Origin of the sequence: Azospirillum sp. BE72 (assembly GCF_031455875.1) — a bacterium.
In the GTDB taxonomy this organism is placed as follows: Bacteria; Pseudomonadota; Alphaproteobacteria; order Azospirillales; family Azospirillaceae; genus Azospirillum.
The window spans coordinates 91,443-107,254 of the sequence record NZ_JAVDTO010000012.1 but is presented as its reverse complement, the minus strand read 5'-3'; the positions used below and the strand labels follow the sequence as shown (position 1 = coordinate 107,254).

Below are 15,812 nucleotides of genomic sequence, written 5' to 3'. Positions count from 1 at the left end.
TATTCGAACAAGGTAAGGACCGGACGCGAACCATACGTATAAAGCCGAACGCTCCGGCCGTTGGAAAGGATCATCGGGGGTGCGACGCAAAGCTGCAATGCCCCGCTTGCGGTGATGCTTGCCCTCCGCGACAAAACGCGCTACCTACGCTTCCGAAATCTCGGGGCGCTGGATCCCTAAGACGTTAGAATGACCAACGGTTCTAGTCTCCCGCTGAATGGGGGACGCTCAAACGTTTTAGGGAACGCTCCATGGCTCGCAAGAAGATTGCGCTCGTCGGTGCCGGCCAGATTGGCGGCACGCTGGCTCTGCTCGCTGCTCAGAAGGAACTGGGCGACGTCGTCCTGTTCGACATTGCCGAAGGCATGCCGGCCGGCAAGGCGCTGGATCTCGCCGAAACCTCCCCGGTCGAGGGCTTCAACGCCAGCCTGACCGGCGGCAACGACTACTCGGTCATCGAGGGTGCCGACGTCGTGATCGTCACCGCCGGCATCCCGCGCAAGCCGGGCATGAGCCGCGACGACCTGATCGGCATCAACAGCGGCGTCTGCAAGACCGTCGGCGAGGCCATCGGCAAGTACGCCCCGAACGCCTTCGTCATCGTCATCACCAACCCGCTCGACGTGATGGTGTGGGTGCTGCAGCAGGCGTCCGGCCTGCCGCCGGAGCGCGTGGTCGGCATGGCCGGCGTGCTCGACTCGGCCCGCTTCCGCTACTTCCTGGCCGAAGAGTTCAACGTCTCGGTCGAGGACGTCACCGCCTTCGTGCTGGGCGGCCACGGCGACACCATGGTCCCGCTGGTGCGCTACTCCACCGTCGCCGGCATCCCGCTGCCCGATCTGGTCAAGATGGGCTGGACCACGCAGGAGAAGCTGGACGCCATCGTTCAGCGCACCCGTGACGGCGGCGCCGAGATCGTCAAGCTGCTGAAGACCGGTTCGGCCTTCTACGCCCCGGCCGCCTCCGCCATCCAGATGGCCGAGTCCTACCTGAAGGACCAGAAGCGCGTCCTGCCGGTCGCCGCCCACCTGAGCGGCCAGTATGGCCAGGACGACCTCTACGTCGGCGTCCCGACGATCATCGGCGCCGGCGGCGTCGAGAAGATCATCGAGATCGAGCTGAACGACGAAGAGAAGGCGATGTTCCAGAACTCCGTCGACGCGGTGAAGACGCTGGTCGACGTCGTGAAGAAGCTGGACGCCGAGAAGTCCGCTTCCTAAGGCGGACCTGCGCGTTCTCCGGCGCCCTCCCGGCCCATTTTCCGGGTCGGGACGGCGCCGGTGGTGCGCCCGTCTTGTCCTTCAGTCGACCCGTTCTCGTCAGCCGAACCAAAAAACAGATGGACGCCCGATGAACATCCATGAGTACCAGGCGAAAAGCCTGCTGAAGAAGTACGGCGTCGCGGTTCCCCGCGGCGGCGTCGCCTACACCCCGCAGGAGGCCGAGACGGTCGCCCGCGAGCTGGGCGGGCCGGTCTGGGTCGTGAAGTCCCAGATCCACGCCGGCGGCCGCGGCGCCGGCCGCTTCAAGGACAACCCCGAGGGCAAGGGCGGCGTCCGCGTCGTCAAGTCGATCGAGGAAGTCGGCAAGAACGCGTCCGAGATGCTGAACCACGTCCTCGTGACGAAGCAGACCGGCGCGGAAGGCCGCGAGGTGAAACGCCTCTATATCGAGGAAGGCGCCGACATCAAGCGCGAGCTGTATCTCGGCATGCTGATCGACCGCGCCACCGGCCGCGTGACGATCATGGCCTCGACCGAAGGCGGCATGGAGATCGAAGAGGTCGCCCACAACACGCCGGAGAAGATCGTCAAGGTCGCCGTCGACCCGGCCACCGGCATCCAGGGCTACCACACCCGCAAGGTCGCCTTCGCGCTGGGCCTGGAAGGCAAGCAGGTCGGCGCCGCCGCCAAGTTCATCCAGGCCGCCTATCAGGCCTTCGTGGACCTGGACTGCGCCATCGTCGAGATCAACCCGCTGATCGTCACCGGGTCGGGCGACATCCTGGCGCTCGACGCCAAGATGAACTTCGACGACAACGCGCTGTTCCGTCACAAGGACGTGGAAGAGCTGCGCGACGAGGCCGAGGAAGACCCGGCGGAGATCGAGGCGGCCAAGCACAGCCTCAACTACGTCAAGCTCGACGGCAACATCGGCTGCATGGTGAACGGCGCCGGCCTGGCGATGGCCACCATGGACATCATCAAGCTGTATGGCGGCGAGCCGGCCAACTTCCTCGACGTCGGCGGCGGCGCCACGAAGGAGCGCGTCACCGCGGCCTTCAAGCTGATCCTGTCCGACAGCAACGTCGAAGGCATCCTGGTCAACATCTTCGGCGGCATCATGCGCTGCGACGTGATCGCCGAGGGCGTGGTCGCCGCGGCGCGCGAAGTGCACCTGCACGTTCCGCTGGTGGTGCGCCTGGAAGGCACCAACGTCGATCTGGGCAAGAAGATCCTGGCCGAATCCGGCCTGCCGATCCTCTCGGCCGACAACCTCGCCGATGCCGCCGAAAAGGTGGTCAAGGCCGTGAAGGAGGCCGCGTAACATGGCTGTTCTCGTCGACAAGAACACGAAGGTGATCTGCCAGGGCTTCACCGGAGCCCAGGGCACCTTCCACTCCGAACAGGCCATCGCCTACGGCACCAAGATGGTCGGCGGCGTCACGCCCGGCAAGGGCGGCGCCAAGCACCTCGACCTGCCGATCTTCGACACCGTGTCGGAAGCGGTGGAGAAGACCGGTGCGAACGCCTCGGTGATCTACGTGCCGCCGCCCTTCGCAGCCGACGCGATCCTGGAAGCGATCGACGCCGGGATCCCGCTGGTGGTCTGCATCACCGAAGGCATCCCGGTGCTGGACATGGTCCGCGTCAAGCGCGCGCTCGATGGTTCCAAGACCCGCCTGATCGGCCCGAACTGCCCCGGCATCATCACGCCGGACGAGTGCAAGATCGGCATCATGCCGGGCCACATCCACAAGCGCGGCAAGATCGGCATCGTCTCGCGCTCCGGCACGCTGACCTATGAGGCCGTCGCGCAGACCACGGCGGCGGGCCTGGGCCAGACCACCTGCATCGGCATCGGCGGCGACCCGGTCAACGGCACCAACTTCGTCGACAGCCTGGAGCTGTTCGTGAAGGACCCGGAGACCGAGGGCATCATCATGATCGGCGAGATCGGCGGCGACGCCGAAGTCCGCGGCGCCGAGTTCATCAAGGCGTCGGGCACCAAGAAGCCGGTCGTCGGCTTCATCGCCGGCCGCACGGCTCCTCCGGGCCGCCGCATGGGCCATGCCGGCGCGGTGATCTCCGGCGGCAACGACACCGCCGACTTCAAGATCGACTTCATGAAGTCGGTCGGCATCGCCGTCGCCGACAGCCCCGCCAGCCTGGGCTCCACCATGCTGAAGGTGTTCAAGGGCTGATCGCCTGCGGACGCCGCCTCACCGTGGCGTCCGCGGCCTTGCGCCTTTGAAGGAGAGGATGACGGGCGGGACGCTGCGGTGCCCCGCCCGCTGCCCCTCACCCCTCCGGGCAGCCCTCTTGGACGGACGGTCCTGGGGACCCATATGCAAGCGTCGACGGTGCGTTTCCGCGCCGCCGGCCTTCGTCGTCGGCGCTCACCCGTCGGCGTTTGCACATGGGGATCCAACCCCGTCCCCTTCATCCACACGAAATTCTCCCACAGGGACCCGGGTCCACGCCCGAGGTGAAACCATGTCGGCAAATCTGGAACAGACCTCGTTCCTCTTCGGCTCGAACGCCGGTTACGTCGCCGAGCTCTACGCCAGCTATCTGTCCAACCCGGCCGCCGTCGATCCCAGCTGGAACAGCTTCTTCCAGGATCTGGACGAGGATTCGCGCGCCGTCCTGGACGAGCTGCGCGGCGCGTCCTGGACCGTGTCCGATCTGGAGGACCCCAAGGCCAAGCGCGACCCGGTCGCCGAGAGCTTCATCGTCTCCGCCCCCAACGGTGCCGCCGCCAATGGCGCCGCCGCCGCGCTGAACGGTCCGGGCAACGGCGCCATGCTGGCCCACGCCCAGCAGATCTATGGCGGCATCAGCCCGCAGCAGCTGCGCGCCGCCACGCTGGACAGCATCCGCGCCCTGATGCTGATCCGCGTCTTCCGTGTCCGCGGCCACATGAACGCGCATTTCGACCCGCTGGGCCTGGAAAAGCGCGAGCCGCACCCGGAACTGGATCCGGCGACCTACGGCTTCGGCCCGGACGACCTCGACCGTCCGATCTTCCTGAACTACTCGCTGGGCCTGGAAACGGCGACCCTGCGCCAGATTCTCGAAATCCTGCACAAGACCTATTGCGGGACGATCGGCGTCGAGTTCATGCACATCCAGGACCCTGAAGAGAAGGCCTGGATCCAGGAGCGCATCGAGGGCGGCCGCAACCACACCGACTTCACGGTGAACGGCAAGCGCGCCATCCTGGAGCGCCTGACCGCGGCCGAGGGCTTCGAGAAGTTCCTGCAGCTGAAATACACCGGCACCAAGCGCTTCGGCCTTGAGGGCGGCGAGTCGATGATCCCCGCGCTGGAGCAGATCCTGAAGCGCGGCGGCCAGCTCGGCCTGAAAGAGGTCGTCGTCGGCATGGCCCACCGCGGCCGTCTGAACGTGCTGACCAACTTCATGGGCAAGCCCTTCTCCGCCGTCTTCTCGGAGTTCCAGGGCAACCCGTCGAGCCCGCAGGACGTCCAGGGCTCCGGCGATGTGAAGTACCATCTCGGCACCTCGTCGGACCGCGACTTCAACGGCAACATCGTCCACCTGTCGCTGACCGCCAACCCGTCCCACCTGGAATGGGTCAACCCGGTCGTGCTGGGCAAGGTGCGCGCCAAGCAGCAGCAGCGCCGCGACCTGGAGCGCGAGCAGGTGATGGGCGTGCTGATCCACGGCGACGCCGCCTTCGCCGGCCAGGGCATCGTGGCCGAGACGCTGGGCCTGTCGGAGCTGCGCGGCTACCGCACCGGCGGCACCATGCACTTCATCATCAACAACCAGATCGGCTTCACCACGAACCCGACCTATTCGCGGTCGGGCGTGTACTGCTCCGACATGGCCAAGATGGTGCAGGCGCCGATCTTCCACGTGAACGGCGACGATCCCGAAGCCGTCGTGCATGTCAGCCGCATCGCCATCGAGTTCCGCCAGAAGTTCAAGCGGGACGTCGTGATCGACATGGTCTGCTACCGCCGCCACGGTCACAACGAGGGCGACGAGCCGGGCTTCACCCAGCCCATCATGTACAAGAACATCCGCGCCCACGCGACCACGCGCGAGCTGTACGCCAAGCAGCTGGTGAGCGAGAACGTCATCACCCAGGCCGAGGGCGACCAGATCACCCAGGACTTCATGAAGAAGCTGGAGGGTGAGTTCGAGGCGTCCAGCACCTACAAGCCGAACAAGGCCGACTGGCTGGAAGGCAAGTGGGCCGGCCTGCAGGCGCAGGGCGCCGATTCGCCCCACCGCGGCGAGACCGGCGTGGACATCGCCAAGCTGAAGGAAATCGGCTTCAAGCTCTGCGAGTACCCGAAGGACTTCGCGATCAACTCCAAGATCGCGCGCCAGCTGGAAGCCAAGAAGAAGACGCTCGAATCGGGCGAAGGCATCGACTGGGCGACCGCCGAGGCGCTGGCCTACGCCACGCTGGTGGCCGAGGGCACCGGTGTGCGCCTGTCGGGCCAGGACTCCGGCCGCGGCACCTTCTCGCACCGCCATGCGGTGATGTACGACCAGAACACCGAAGAGAAGTACATCCCGCTCTGCCACGTCAGCCCGGATCAGGCGACCTTCGAGGTCCATGACAGCCCGCTGTCGGAAGCCGCGGTCGTCGGCTACGAGTACGGCTATTCGCTGGCCGAGCCGCACAACCTGGTCCTGTGGGAAGCGCAGTTCGGCGACTTCGCCAACACCGCGCAGACCATCATCGACCAGTTCATCTCGTCGGGCGAGTCCAAGTGGCTGCGCATGTCCGGCCTGGTGCTGCTGCTGCCGCACGGCTACGAGGGCCAGGGTCCGGAACACTCGTCGGCCCGTCCGGAACGCTTCCTGCAGATGTGCGCCGAGGACAACTGGCAGATCTGCAACGTGACGACGCCGGCCAACCTGTTCCACGTCTTCCGCCGCCAGATCCGCCGCAGCTTCCGCAAGCCGCTGGTCCTGTTCACGCCGAAGTCGCTGCTGCGCCACAAGCTGTGCATCTCCGACCTGTCGGAGATGGGTCCGGGCAGCAGCTTCCACCGCGTGCTGGGCGAGACCGCGAACGATCTGGCCGCCAACGACAAGATCCGCCGCATCGTCGTCTGCTCCGGCAAGGTCTATTACGACCTGCTGCAGGAGCGCATGAGCCGCGGCATCAAGGACGTGGTCATCCTGCGCCTGGAACAGCTCTATCCGTTCCCGAAGGATGCGCTGGCGGCCGAGTTCGCCAAGTATCCGAACGCCGAACTGGTCTGGTGCCAGGAAGAGCCGGAGAACCAGGGCGCCTGGTTCTTCGCCGACCGCCGCCTGGAAGCCGTGCTGAAGGACGTCGGCCACAAGGCCGGCCGCCCCTCCTATGTCGGTCGCCCGGCCACCGCCTCGCCGGCGACCGGCCTGCTGAAGCGCCACAACCAGGAGCAGGCCAAGCTCCTGGACGAAGCCCTGACGGTCCGCTGACCATCACCCAAGCGAACAAGAAGACGAACGAGGAAAAGAAATGGCTACCGACATCAAGGTCCCCACGCTGGGTGAGTCCGTCTCCGAGGCGACGGTCGCCCGCTGGCTGAAGAAGGCCGGCGAGGCCGTCGCCATGGACGAGGCGCTGGTCGAGTTGGAGACCGACAAGGTCACGCTTGAGGTGAACGCTCCGGCCGCCGGCGTGCTGGCGGAAATCGTCGCCGCGGAAGGTGCGAACGTCGAGGTCGGCGCCCTGCTGGGCGTCCTCAACGAGGGCGCCAGCGCCGGCGCTGCCCCGGCGGCTGCCGCTGCCGCCCCGGCCGCTGCTCCGGCTCCGGCCGCCGCGCCGGCCCCGGCTCCGGCCGCCGCTTCCGCTCCGGGCAACCTGGCTGCTTCCGGCCCGGCCGCCCGCAAGCTGGCGGACGAGAAGGGCATCGACGGCTCGTCCATCGCCGGTTCGGGCAAGGATGGCCGCGTGACCAAGGGCGACGTGCTGGCCGCCCCGGCCGCCAAGCCGGCCGCTCCGGCCCCGGCTCCGGCGCCGAAGATGGTGTGGGCTGCCGGCACCCAGGGCGACCGTCCGCGCGCGGCTCAGGAAGAGCGCGTCCGCATGACCCGCCTGCGCCAGCGCATCGCCGAGCGTCTGAAGGAGGCCCAGAACTCCGCCGCCATGCTGACCACCTTCAACGAGGTGGACATGTCGGCGGCGATCGCTCTGCGCGCCGAGTACAAGGATTATTTCGAAAAGCGCCACAAGGTGCGGCTCGGCTTCATGTCCTTCTTCGTCAAGGCCGCCGTCCAGGCGCTGAAGGAGATCCCGGCCGTCAACGCCGAGATCGACGGCACCGACATCGTCTACAAGAACTACTATGACATCGGCGTCGCCGTCGGCACGCCGCAGGGTCTGGTGGTTCCGGTCGTCCGCGACGCCGACAAGCTGGACTTCGCCGGCGTCGAGGGCACCATCGCCGCTCTCGGCAAGAAGGGCCGCGACGGCAAGCTGTCGATGGACGAGCTCACGGGCGGCACCTTCACCATCTCCAACGGTGGTGTCTACGGCTCGCTGATGTCGACCCCGATCATCAACCCGCCGCAGTCCGCCATCCTCGGCATGCACAAGACGATGGACCGCGCGGTCGTCATCGGCGGCAAGATCGAGGTCCGCCCGATGATGTATCTGGCGCTGTCCTACGACCACCGGATCATCGACGGCAAGGAAGCGGTCACCTTCCTCGTCCGCATCAAGGAGCTGATCGAGGATCCGCGCCGCCTGCTGCTGGACGTCTGATCTGAAAGAGGCAAGGGAGGGCGGCTGTCCCTCCTTTGACCGACCTGATCCGAGGGCTACGGCCTTTGGACTCCTGGAGGGGCGCCGCGAGGCGCCCTTTTCTTTTTTCCAGATACAACCTCAATCGAGAATCTTTCACCGATAACAATCGTTCCGGTCAGTTGACAGTCCTTGTGTGCCGGTATTGTCTCAGGAACCCGATTACCACTTAAGAGCGCCGTCATGCCGGTCAACATCCTCGATCTGGCCGTTGCCTCGAACACCGTCTATAACTTCCAGAAGGGCCGGGGCAACGACGCGGCTGCCTTCAACAAGGCGGAAGGGGCGCGGCGCTCCCCGCCCGGATTCCAGGTGATCTTCACCCATGAGGACACCGATGTCGGATTCTTCGGCGCCGTCTATCAGGAAAAGCACTCCGACCAGTACATCATCGCCTATCGCGGCACGGCGGTGGGCAGCAGCACCTCCGGCCAGATGGCCGGCGGCAAGAACCTGAAGACCGACATCGCCCTCTACACCATCGAAAGCCTGCCGGCCGGCATCCGCGCCGCCAAGCTTCTGCTGGAACAGGCGAAGGTCCTCATCAAGAAGGCGAGCCCCATCCTTTGCGGCCATTCGCTGGGCGGCGCCATCGCCACCATCGTCGCGGTGGAGGAAGGGCTGCCCTGCTGCGCCTTCAATGCGCCGACCGTGTCGAAGATGGTGCGCGGCGGCATCATCCACGGTCCCTATGTCCGGGTGCATCAGGAAAACCTGCCGGCCGTCGAAAAGCAGATCGTCAACTTCAACCTGCAATGGGACCCGATCAGCAAGTCGTCCAAGGCGGTCGGCAAGGTGATCAAGCTGCCGGCGACCCTGGCCGGCGGCGGCCATTCGCAGGACAAGGTGGTCGCCAACATCAAGACCAGCAAATACGCCTCGATGCCCTTCTTCGATCTGGTCGGCTGATCGGCCGATCCTGGCCGTTGGCTGGGTGTAGCTGACGATGGCTTCACGCAGAGCATCCCGGCCCCGGCGGGCGTAGGAAATGCTCTGCGCCAGGAATTCCTGACCCGGCAGTCGATGGTCGACCCGGCCCGCGTCCCGACATCGCGGCACCGGTCGACCGGCCCGGTCCTATTCCATTCCATTTCATTGCAGCGGAACGGCACCCCTCCCCTCTCGGGAGGCGCCGTCGCCGCGCTCCCATGCCTATAGCCTTGCGCGCACGAACGACTGTGCCTTGGTCCGTGCTCTATCGCCTCCATCCCCAACCTTCTCCTCTCGGAAGGGCTATCTGTTCGCCACAACGACAGTTCGCACCGCGCTCAAATCCTCTTGCAAGGCCGGTGGCATCTGGTATACCGTATCGATAATGTCAGTGCGGCACGGCTTTCCGGCCATGACGCACCGGCTCCCCCGGCGCCCAATCCAAGAGGGGGCGAGCGCCAAGGAGATCGACATGGAACAGACGGCAGCAGCGGGGTCGCCCGCGGTTGTTGCAGCAGCGGGCTCGCCCGCGGTTGTTGATTGCGAGCAGCTGGTGTCGGTGATCGGGGATGCGGTCATCGTGTCCGATCCGGCTGGTGCCATCATCCTGTGGAATGCGGCGGCCGAGCGGATGTTCGGCTTCACCCCCGCCGAGGCGATGGGCAAGTCGCTCGACATCATCATTCCGGAACGCCAGCGGCAGCGCCACTGGGACGGCTACGAGAAGACCATGGCCACGGGCGAAACCCGCTACGGGCACGATCTTCTGCGGGTCCCGGCGGTCCACAAGGACGGGCACAGCCTATCGATCGCCTTCACCGTCGCGCTGTTGCGCGGGACCGACGGTGCGGTGACCGGCATCGTCGCCGTGGTGCGGGATGAAACCGCCCGCTGGACCGAAGAGCGGACGCTGCGCCGCCGCCTTGCCGAACTCGAGGCGGTCACGACCGCGGCCGGCTGATCCGGTCCATCGATCCAGCCCCCCAACCAGACCCGCCGGATTTCGGCTCATCCGACTTCGGCGGACATCGAACACCGGCCGGCCACCGGCCTTGACGCCTCGATTCTTCGGGCGTCGGCCGGCCGGACAGCAGAGCAAGCAGAAACACGTCCACGGGACAAACGTAAACAACGCGAATAAAGGGAGTGTTGCAGTCATGACCAAGCCGCTCGAAGGCATCAAGATCATCGACTTCACCCATGTGCAGGCCGGCCCCGCCTGCACGCAGCTTCTGGCCTGGTACGGCGCGGACGTGATCAAGGTCGAACGTCCGGGCGCCGGCGACGTCACCCGCAGCCAGCTGCGCGACATCCCCGATGCCGATGCGCTCTATTTCACCATGCTGAACAGCAACAAGCGCTCCCTCACCCTGGACACCAAGACCGCCGAGGGCAAGGAAGTCCTGGAGCGTCTGATCAAAGAATCCGATGTCCTGGTGGAGAATTTCGGCCCCGGCGCGCTCGACCGCATGGGCTTCAGCTGGGACCGCATCAAGGAACTGAACCCCGGCATGATCGTCGCCTCGGTCAAGGGCTTCAGCGACGGCCACCATTACCAGGACCTGAAGGTCTACGAGAACGTCGCCCAGTGCGCCGGCGGTGCGGCCTCCACCACCGGTTTCTGGGACGGCCCGCCGACCGTGTCCGCCGCCGCGTTGGGCGACAGCAACACCGGCATGCATCTGGCCATCGGCATCCTGACCGCGCTCATGGCCCGCACCAAGACCGGCAAGGGCCAGAAGGTCGCCGTGTCGATGCAGGACAGCGTGCTGAACCTCTGCCGCGTCAAGCTGCGCGACCAGCAGCGCCTGGACCGCGTCGGCTACCTGGAGGAATACCCGCAATACCCGCACGGCAAGTTCACCGACGTCGTTCCGCGCGGCGGCAATGCCGGCGGCGGCGGCCAGCCGGGCTGGGTGCTGAAGTGCAAGGGCTGGGAGACCGATCCCAACGCCTACATCTACTTCACCATCCAGGGCCATGCCTGGGCGCCGATCTGCAAGGCGCTGGGTCGTGAGGAGTGGATCGACGACCCGGCCTACAACACGGCGCTGGCCCGTCAGGACAAGATCTTCGACATCTTCGCGATCATCGAGGATTGGCTGAAGGACAAGACCAAGTTCGAGGCCGTCGACATCCTGCGCAAGTACGACATCCCGTGCGCGCCGGTGCTGTCGATGAAGGAGATCGCCAACGACCCGTCGCTGCGCGCCAGCGGCACGGTGGTGGAGGTCGACCACAAGCAGCGCGGCAAGTACCTGACGGTCGGCAGCCCGATCAAGTTCTCCGACATGACGGTGGAGGTCACCGGCTCCCCGCTGCTCGGCGAGCACACCGACGAGGTGCTGGCTCAGCTCGGCTACGGCAAGGACCAGATCGCCGCCATGCACCAGGCCAAGGTGGTCTAAGGCACTTTGCCCCCACCCTAACCCTCCCCCGCTTCGGCAGGGGAGGGGACTGCCGCCACTCTCCCGCGACAGCACATCCTCCCTCCCCCGCGAAGCTCTCGCACAAAGCTATGCTTTGTGCTGACGCGACAGGCGGACCATAGGTCCGCTGAGAGCGGGGGAGGGTCGGGGTGGGGGCAAGCGATACAACCACTCCACACGAACGAAAACGGCGCCCCATCCGGGCGCCGTTTCCTTTTCTACAACTTCCCCCCGGCTACAGCCCTCACGCCTTCCCGGCGCGGTCCAGATCATCCAGGATCTCGCCGGCGCGGTTGGTCAGGGTACGGGCCAGCCGGGCATAATGGCCGTTGCCGGTCGCACGGGCGCGGTTGGCAGCTTCCGCGCCCAGCTGCGCCAACTCATGCGCCATCTTCCTGTAATCGGGCTTCCTGTAGTCAGGCTTCCGGAATTCGGACTTCCGACGGTCGGGCACTTCGCCCCACGCCAAATCCGCTACGGCACCAGCCTTCGGAGGAACCTTCGAAGCCACAACCGCCTCACCCGCTGATTGCATCGCGAAGGTGCGATCCTGACACGGCGAGGCGCGGGGTCCAACTGACGCTTACGGCAGGCCAGGCACAGCCTTTGGATGTGTCACGCTTGACCGAAGCGGATAGGCCGCTCCCGGTGGCTTGCTCCGCCGATGAGGCGCCAATCAGTCGTCAATCAGTCGTCGATCAGCAAGTCCAGCGTGGACCGCACCACCTGCACGATCTCGCCGCCATGGGGCGCGGCGCCCAGGCCGCGGGCGTTCATGATGATCGACAGTTCGTGTTCCGTCGTCGGGGCGAAGCGGGCGATCTCCGACACCAGATCGTCCGACAGCACGGCGTCGCGTGTCACGCCGGCCTGGACCGCGGCCTTGTCGCGCCAGCCGTTCAGCGCGGCGGCGATGGCCGCCTCGATCTGCTGCGACTCCTCCTTGCGGCGGAGATCGGTGAACAGCACCAGCACGCGCCAAGCGCCGTCGGCGTAGGCGGTCTCGATGCGCTGGACCTCGACCGTCCGCAGGAAGGCGGAAAGCTGCGTCTGCGCCTCCTCGGCGGTGGCGTCGGGAATGGTGAAGGTGCGGATTTCGGTGCTCATCGCCAATCCTGCTGTGAGGCCGTCCTGTTGGGCTCGGATCCTACACAGGATTGGCGCGTTCGGCAAACTGCGACCCTGCCGCAGGGGTGTTCCGGCCCCTTGGGGATACCCCCAATTTCCATATGCCGATTCTCCTCCCCCGCGCGTTGTGGGAGGAGCCGGGCGCTCACCCGACGCGCCAAGCGCAGGATGCCCAAGCGCAGGATGCGAGCCCCCGCCGCATGATCGCTGTGCCCCGAACACCGTGTCATGACTGCCGTGGAGTCCACCAATGACCGATCCCGAACCGCAAGCCACCCAAACCTCTGCCGAACCAGTCACCTCCGAACAGCCCGCCGCCGAACAGGCCGTCACGGAACCGCGCCGCGGCCGGAGCCGCTGGCGGACGCTGGGGTTCGGGCTGCTGCTGGCGCCGCTGGCCTTGGGGGGATTGGCGGTGCTGGCGGTTCTGTGGACCGGCGCCCTGCTCTACGACCAGCCCTTCGCCTGGTACAACCTGAACCGCATCGATGCGCAGGCCGACCGGGCGGCTCGGAACCCCGACTCGGTGTCGGTGGTGGCGCTGGGCGACACCGCGCTGCGCGACGCCACCCTGGACGAGCGCGGCATGGCGGAGCTTGCCGCCAAGCGCGGCGTGCCGAACCTGGAATTCCTGCGCATCGTCCACCGGCAGGCCCAGTTCGCCGATTTCGAGCCGCTGCTCGACCGGCTGCTCGCCGTGAAGCCGACGCTGATCCTGATCGACCGCGGCCTGTTGACCGCCAGCCGCGGCCCGATCGACGAGTTGGAGCGCTACGGCCACGGCCTGATGCGCCTTTACCGCGGTCAGACCCATGTGCAGGATCAGGTGGCGCTGCAGTACCGGCGCGGCTGCGGACCCACCCCGTCGGCATGGCTGACCGGCGGCACGCCCGACGCCGTCACCGGCAGCTCCGCCACGGCACGGCAGGTGCGCGCCTTCATCGACCGCGCCTGGGCCGCCGGCATCCGCGTCGCCCTGATCGAGGTGCACAGCCGCCCCGCCCCGCGCTCCACCGGCCTGATCGCCACCGCATCGGCCGGCGAGCCCGATACCCCCGCCGCCGCCCTGCCGCTGTGGAACTATGCCGCCAGGCAGGACGACGAGATGGACGCCGCCACCGCCTGCGCCAACCGCGAGGCCGGCGCCGATGGCCGCAACGCCTTCTCGGCCTGGCTGACCGGCGGCATCGCCGGGGCAGTCGCCGGGGCCCAGCCCGACCGCATGCCCGGTCGGGTGATCCCTGCCTCGGACTTGGAGAGGACTGCGTCCCACGGGAAGGCCGTAAGCGAATCCGCGTCCCTGCCCTGATGGAAAATTCTCGTCGGAAAACTCATCGTATGGAACACAAATAAGTTGAGCAATTCCGCGGCCAATGCAGCTTTTTGGTCGCTCCATCATCAAAGTGACATCCCCTCCGCCTAACATTCCGCAGCGCAGCAAGTGCAGGTGAAAACCGCAACTCCGCTGCGGACCAGGAGCAAAGGGGAAAGCAGTGATGGATTTCACCGTCAGCGATGTCCACGACCTTACCGAGATCCGTCTGAGCGGCCGCATGACCTTCACCGACCACAATGCCTTCCGGTCGGTGATCGCGGCGATGGACCGGCCGGCCGGACACCGGGTGGTCTTCGACCTGTCGGACCTCGAATTCGTCGATTCCACCGGGCTGGGCGTCTTCTTCATCGCGCACGACACGGCCCGCCGCAAGGATCTGCGGCTGGCGATGCAGGGTGCACGCGATCAGGTCCACCGCGTCTTCCGCGCGGCCAACCTGCACGGGATCATCCCGGTTTCGGCCTGATCGGCACGGCGGGGCGGATCCGATGGCTTCGGGACAGCTCTACGCGCTGGATCTCGGCCAGCCGCTGGGCGATCGGAAGGTGCTGATCGCCGACAACAGCCTGTATGACCAGCGCATCCTGAGCCGGTTCCTGCATTGGGCAGGCATCACGCGGATCGCCTGCGTCTCCAACGGGCCGGAGTTGCTGTCCTGCATCGGCGCCTTCGACCCCGACCTGCTGGTGATCGACGCCGACCTTGCCTGTGCCGACGACCTTCTCGCCCTGTGCCGGGAGTTGCGGAGCAACCCGCGCTGGCACGACCTGCCCATCCTGGTGCAGGGCGCCCAGATGACCGACCAGATGCGGACCCTGTGCTTTCAGGCCGGTGCGACCGACCTGCTGGGCAAGCCGGTCAATCCCGGCGAATGCATCGCCCGGGTCCGCTATCATCTGGAACGCCGGTCGATGGTGCAGGAACTGCGCGCCTTCCGCGAGCGGGTCGGCCAGGATCTGGGCCAGGCGCGGGCGATGCAGCTTTCGCTGGCGCCGGAGCCGCTGTGGCTGGAAGCGCTGGCGGACCGCCATCACTTGGCCATCGCTCCGGTGTTCGAAACCTCCGATGAGGTCGGCGGCGATTTCTGGACCGCGTTCGAGATCGATGCCGAACGGATCGGCGTCTTCATCGCCGACCTGTCGGGGCACGGCATCGCCGCGGCGATCAATGCCTTCCGGCTCCACACCCTGCTGGCGCGCCAGCCGATGGAGGAGTTGATGGAGCCGGCACGCCTTCTGACCAACCTGAACCAGCGCCTGTCCGCCATCCTTGCACCCGGTCAGTTCGCCACCGCCTTCTACGGAGTGATCGACCGCGGCAGCGACCGCCTGCACTATGCGGGCGCCGGCTCGCCGCCGCCGTTGCTGGCGAGGGCGGGCGGGCTGAGCGCGCTCGATTCGTCCGGCCTGCCCCTCGGGATCATGGAGGAGGCCGGCTACGTCACCCGCTCCGCTCCCTTCCGCGACGGCGATGCGCTGTTCCTCTATTCCGACGCCATGACGGAGGCTCAGGACGCCGACGACGCCATGCTGGGCGACGACGGGCTCGCCGATCTGGTGGCGCTGGCGCTGGCGGAAGCGCCGGCTTGGCCGCTTCTTTGGGTGATGACCCGCTTCACCGAGCGGTTCGGCACCCGGCTGTGCGACGATTTGACCGCCCTGTGGATCGCCCGGCAGGAGACGCCGGTCCACCTCTTTCCGCCTTTCGATTAAACCACTTTTTGTTTATGGTTTTGTGGTCGGGCGAGTCGCAACAGGAGACGGATGCATGGCTTCCATCATGATCAAGAAGGCCGGCGAAGGGCTGGTCTCGCAGGCCCACCGCAACGCCGACGTCGGCCCGACCAGCGGCAGCTCGGTCGTCTATGAAATCCAGAACGTGCCGGGCGACGTCAGCGTCGACGACGTGATCGTCGCCTTCAAGACCTTCAAGCCGGCCGACAAGGTGTACGAGATCGACTGGTCCGCCCTGTCAAAGTGATCAGGGAAGGG

At 66.5% G+C, this 15,812-nt stretch carries 14 protein-coding genes; 12 read left to right on the top strand and 2 right to left on the bottom strand.

Features of this window, described 5'->3' with window-relative positions; all coding sequences use genetic code 11:
- Window positions 1-251: 251 nt before the first annotated feature.
- The 8 genes from mdh to frc all read left to right on the top strand — a co-directional run bounded on the left by mdh (window position 252) and on the right by frc (window position 11,336).
- Window positions 252-1,220, top strand: a complete 969-nt coding sequence (gene mdh, locus J2Y49_RS23445) for a malate dehydrogenase (protein ID WP_109449684.1) — start codon at window positions 252-254, stop codon at window positions 1,218-1,220.
- 130 nt (window positions 1,221-1,350) lie between these two features.
- On the top strand, window positions 1,351-2,547 hold the full coding sequence (gene sucC / locus J2Y49_RS23440; protein WP_149228034.1) for an ADP-forming succinate--CoA ligase subunit beta: 1,197 nt from the start codon (window positions 1,351-1,353) through the stop codon (window positions 2,545-2,547).
- A gap of 1 nt (window position 2,548) precedes the next feature.
- Window positions 2,549-3,424: a succinate--CoA ligase subunit alpha gene (sucD, locus tag J2Y49_RS23435; protein ID WP_310117396.1), complete on the top strand. Its 876-nt coding sequence runs from the start codon at window positions 2,549-2,551 to the stop codon at window positions 3,422-3,424.
- Between the two features lie 292 nt (window positions 3,425-3,716).
- Complete coding sequence (locus J2Y49_RS23430) at window positions 3,717-6,671, top strand: 2-oxoglutarate dehydrogenase E1 component (RefSeq protein WP_310117395.1); 2,955 nt, start codon at window positions 3,717-3,719, stop codon at window positions 6,669-6,671.
- A gap of 40 nt (window positions 6,672-6,711) precedes the next feature.
- A complete protein-coding gene (gene odhB / locus J2Y49_RS23425; protein ID WP_310117394.1) occupies window positions 6,712-7,959 on the top strand; it encodes a 2-oxoglutarate dehydrogenase complex dihydrolipoyllysine-residue succinyltransferase in 1,248 nt (415 codons plus the stop codon).
- Between the two features lie 222 nt (window positions 7,960-8,181).
- Window positions 8,182-8,907 (top strand): hypothetical protein, encoded by a 726-nt coding sequence (locus J2Y49_RS23420; RefSeq protein WP_149228158.1) that lies wholly within the window; start codon window positions 8,182-8,184, stop codon window positions 8,905-8,907.
- A gap of 493 nt (window positions 8,908-9,400) precedes the next feature.
- Window positions 9,401-9,889 (top strand): PAS domain-containing protein, encoded by a 489-nt coding sequence (locus tag J2Y49_RS23415; protein ID WP_310117393.1) that lies wholly within the window; start codon window positions 9,401-9,403, stop codon window positions 9,887-9,889.
- Window positions 9,890-10,085: 196 nt separating this feature from the next.
- The gene (gene frc / locus J2Y49_RS23410; protein ID WP_310117392.1) at window positions 10,086-11,336 is read left to right on the top strand and encodes a formyl-CoA transferase; all 1,251 of its coding nucleotides are present in this window, start codon (window positions 10,086-10,088) and stop codon (window positions 11,334-11,336) included.
- 265 nt (window positions 11,337-11,601) lie between these two features.
- Here frc and J2Y49_RS23405 read toward each other — a convergent pair whose 3' ends face one another.
- Window positions 11,602-11,748 (bottom strand): hypothetical protein, encoded by a 147-nt coding sequence (locus J2Y49_RS23405; RefSeq protein ID WP_310117391.1) that lies wholly within the window; start codon window positions 11,746-11,748, stop codon window positions 11,602-11,604.
- A gap of 296 nt (window positions 11,749-12,044) precedes the next feature.
- The gene (locus J2Y49_RS23400; RefSeq protein ID WP_014246674.1) at window positions 12,045-12,464 is read right to left on the bottom strand and encodes an HRDC domain-containing protein; all 420 of its coding nucleotides are present in this window, start codon (window positions 12,462-12,464) and stop codon (window positions 12,045-12,047) included.
- 271 nt (window positions 12,465-12,735) lie between these two features.
- Between J2Y49_RS23400 and J2Y49_RS23395 the strand changes: the two genes are divergently transcribed.
- The 4 genes from J2Y49_RS23395 to J2Y49_RS23380 all read left to right on the top strand — a co-directional run bounded on the left by J2Y49_RS23395 (window position 12,736) and on the right by J2Y49_RS23380 (window position 15,801).
- Entirely contained in the window at window positions 12,736-13,794 is a 1,059-nt protein-coding gene (locus tag J2Y49_RS23395; RefSeq protein WP_310117390.1) for a hypothetical protein, read from the top strand.
- A gap of 187 nt (window positions 13,795-13,981) precedes the next feature.
- Window positions 13,982-14,287 (top strand): STAS domain-containing protein, encoded by a 306-nt coding sequence (locus J2Y49_RS23390; protein ID WP_310117389.1) that lies wholly within the window; start codon window positions 13,982-13,984, stop codon window positions 14,285-14,287.
- 22 nt (window positions 14,288-14,309) lie between these two features.
- Complete coding sequence (locus J2Y49_RS23385) at window positions 14,310-15,533, top strand: fused response regulator/phosphatase (protein WP_310117388.1); 1,224 nt, start codon at window positions 14,310-14,312, stop codon at window positions 15,531-15,533.
- Between the two features lie 55 nt (window positions 15,534-15,588).
- Complete coding sequence (locus tag J2Y49_RS23380) at window positions 15,589-15,801, top strand: hypothetical protein (protein WP_310117387.1); 213 nt, start codon at window positions 15,589-15,591, stop codon at window positions 15,799-15,801.
- Window positions 15,802-15,812 lie beyond the last annotated feature (11 nt).

What these genes read in the sequence shown, in the direction of transcription:
- J2Y49_RS23390 (WP_310117389.1), top strand. Translation starts at nt 13,982, where the DNA reads ATGGATTTCACCGTCAGCGATGTCCACGACCTTACCGAGATCCGTCTG.
- J2Y49_RS23400 (WP_014246674.1), bottom strand. Translation starts at nt 12,464, where the DNA reads ATGAGCACCGAAATCCGCACCTTCACCATTCCCGACGCCACCGCCGAG.
- sucD (WP_310117396.1), top strand. Translation starts at nt 2,549, where the DNA reads ATGGCTGTTCTCGTCGACAAGAACACGAAGGTGATCTGCCAGGGCTTC.
- J2Y49_RS23395 (WP_310117390.1), top strand. Translation starts at nt 12,736, where the DNA reads ATGACCGATCCCGAACCGCAAGCCACCCAAACCTCTGCCGAACCAGTC.
- J2Y49_RS23405 (WP_310117391.1), bottom strand. Translation starts at nt 11,748, where the DNA reads ATGGCGCATGAGTTGGCGCAGCTGGGCGCGGAAGCTGCCAACCGCGCC.
- J2Y49_RS23415 (WP_310117393.1), top strand. Translation starts at nt 9,401, where the DNA reads ATGGAACAGACGGCAGCAGCGGGGTCGCCCGCGGTTGTTGCAGCAGCG.
- J2Y49_RS23380 (WP_310117387.1), top strand. Translation starts at nt 15,589, where the DNA reads ATGGCTTCCATCATGATCAAGAAGGCCGGCGAAGGGCTGGTCTCGCAG.
- J2Y49_RS23430 (WP_310117395.1), top strand. Translation starts at nt 3,717, where the DNA reads ATGTCGGCAAATCTGGAACAGACCTCGTTCCTCTTCGGCTCGAACGCC.
- mdh (WP_109449684.1), top strand. Translation starts at nt 252, where the DNA reads ATGGCTCGCAAGAAGATTGCGCTCGTCGGTGCCGGCCAGATTGGCGGC.
- frc (WP_310117392.1), top strand. Translation starts at nt 10,086, where the DNA reads ATGACCAAGCCGCTCGAAGGCATCAAGATCATCGACTTCACCCATGTG.
- J2Y49_RS23385 (WP_310117388.1), top strand. Translation starts at nt 14,310, where the DNA reads ATGGCTTCGGGACAGCTCTACGCGCTGGATCTCGGCCAGCCGCTGGGC.
- odhB (WP_310117394.1), top strand. Translation starts at nt 6,712, where the DNA reads ATGGCTACCGACATCAAGGTCCCCACGCTGGGTGAGTCCGTCTCCGAG.
- J2Y49_RS23420 (WP_149228158.1), top strand. Translation starts at nt 8,182, where the DNA reads ATGCCGGTCAACATCCTCGATCTGGCCGTTGCCTCGAACACCGTCTAT.
- sucC (WP_149228034.1), top strand. Translation starts at nt 1,351, where the DNA reads ATGAACATCCATGAGTACCAGGCGAAAAGCCTGCTGAAGAAGTACGGC.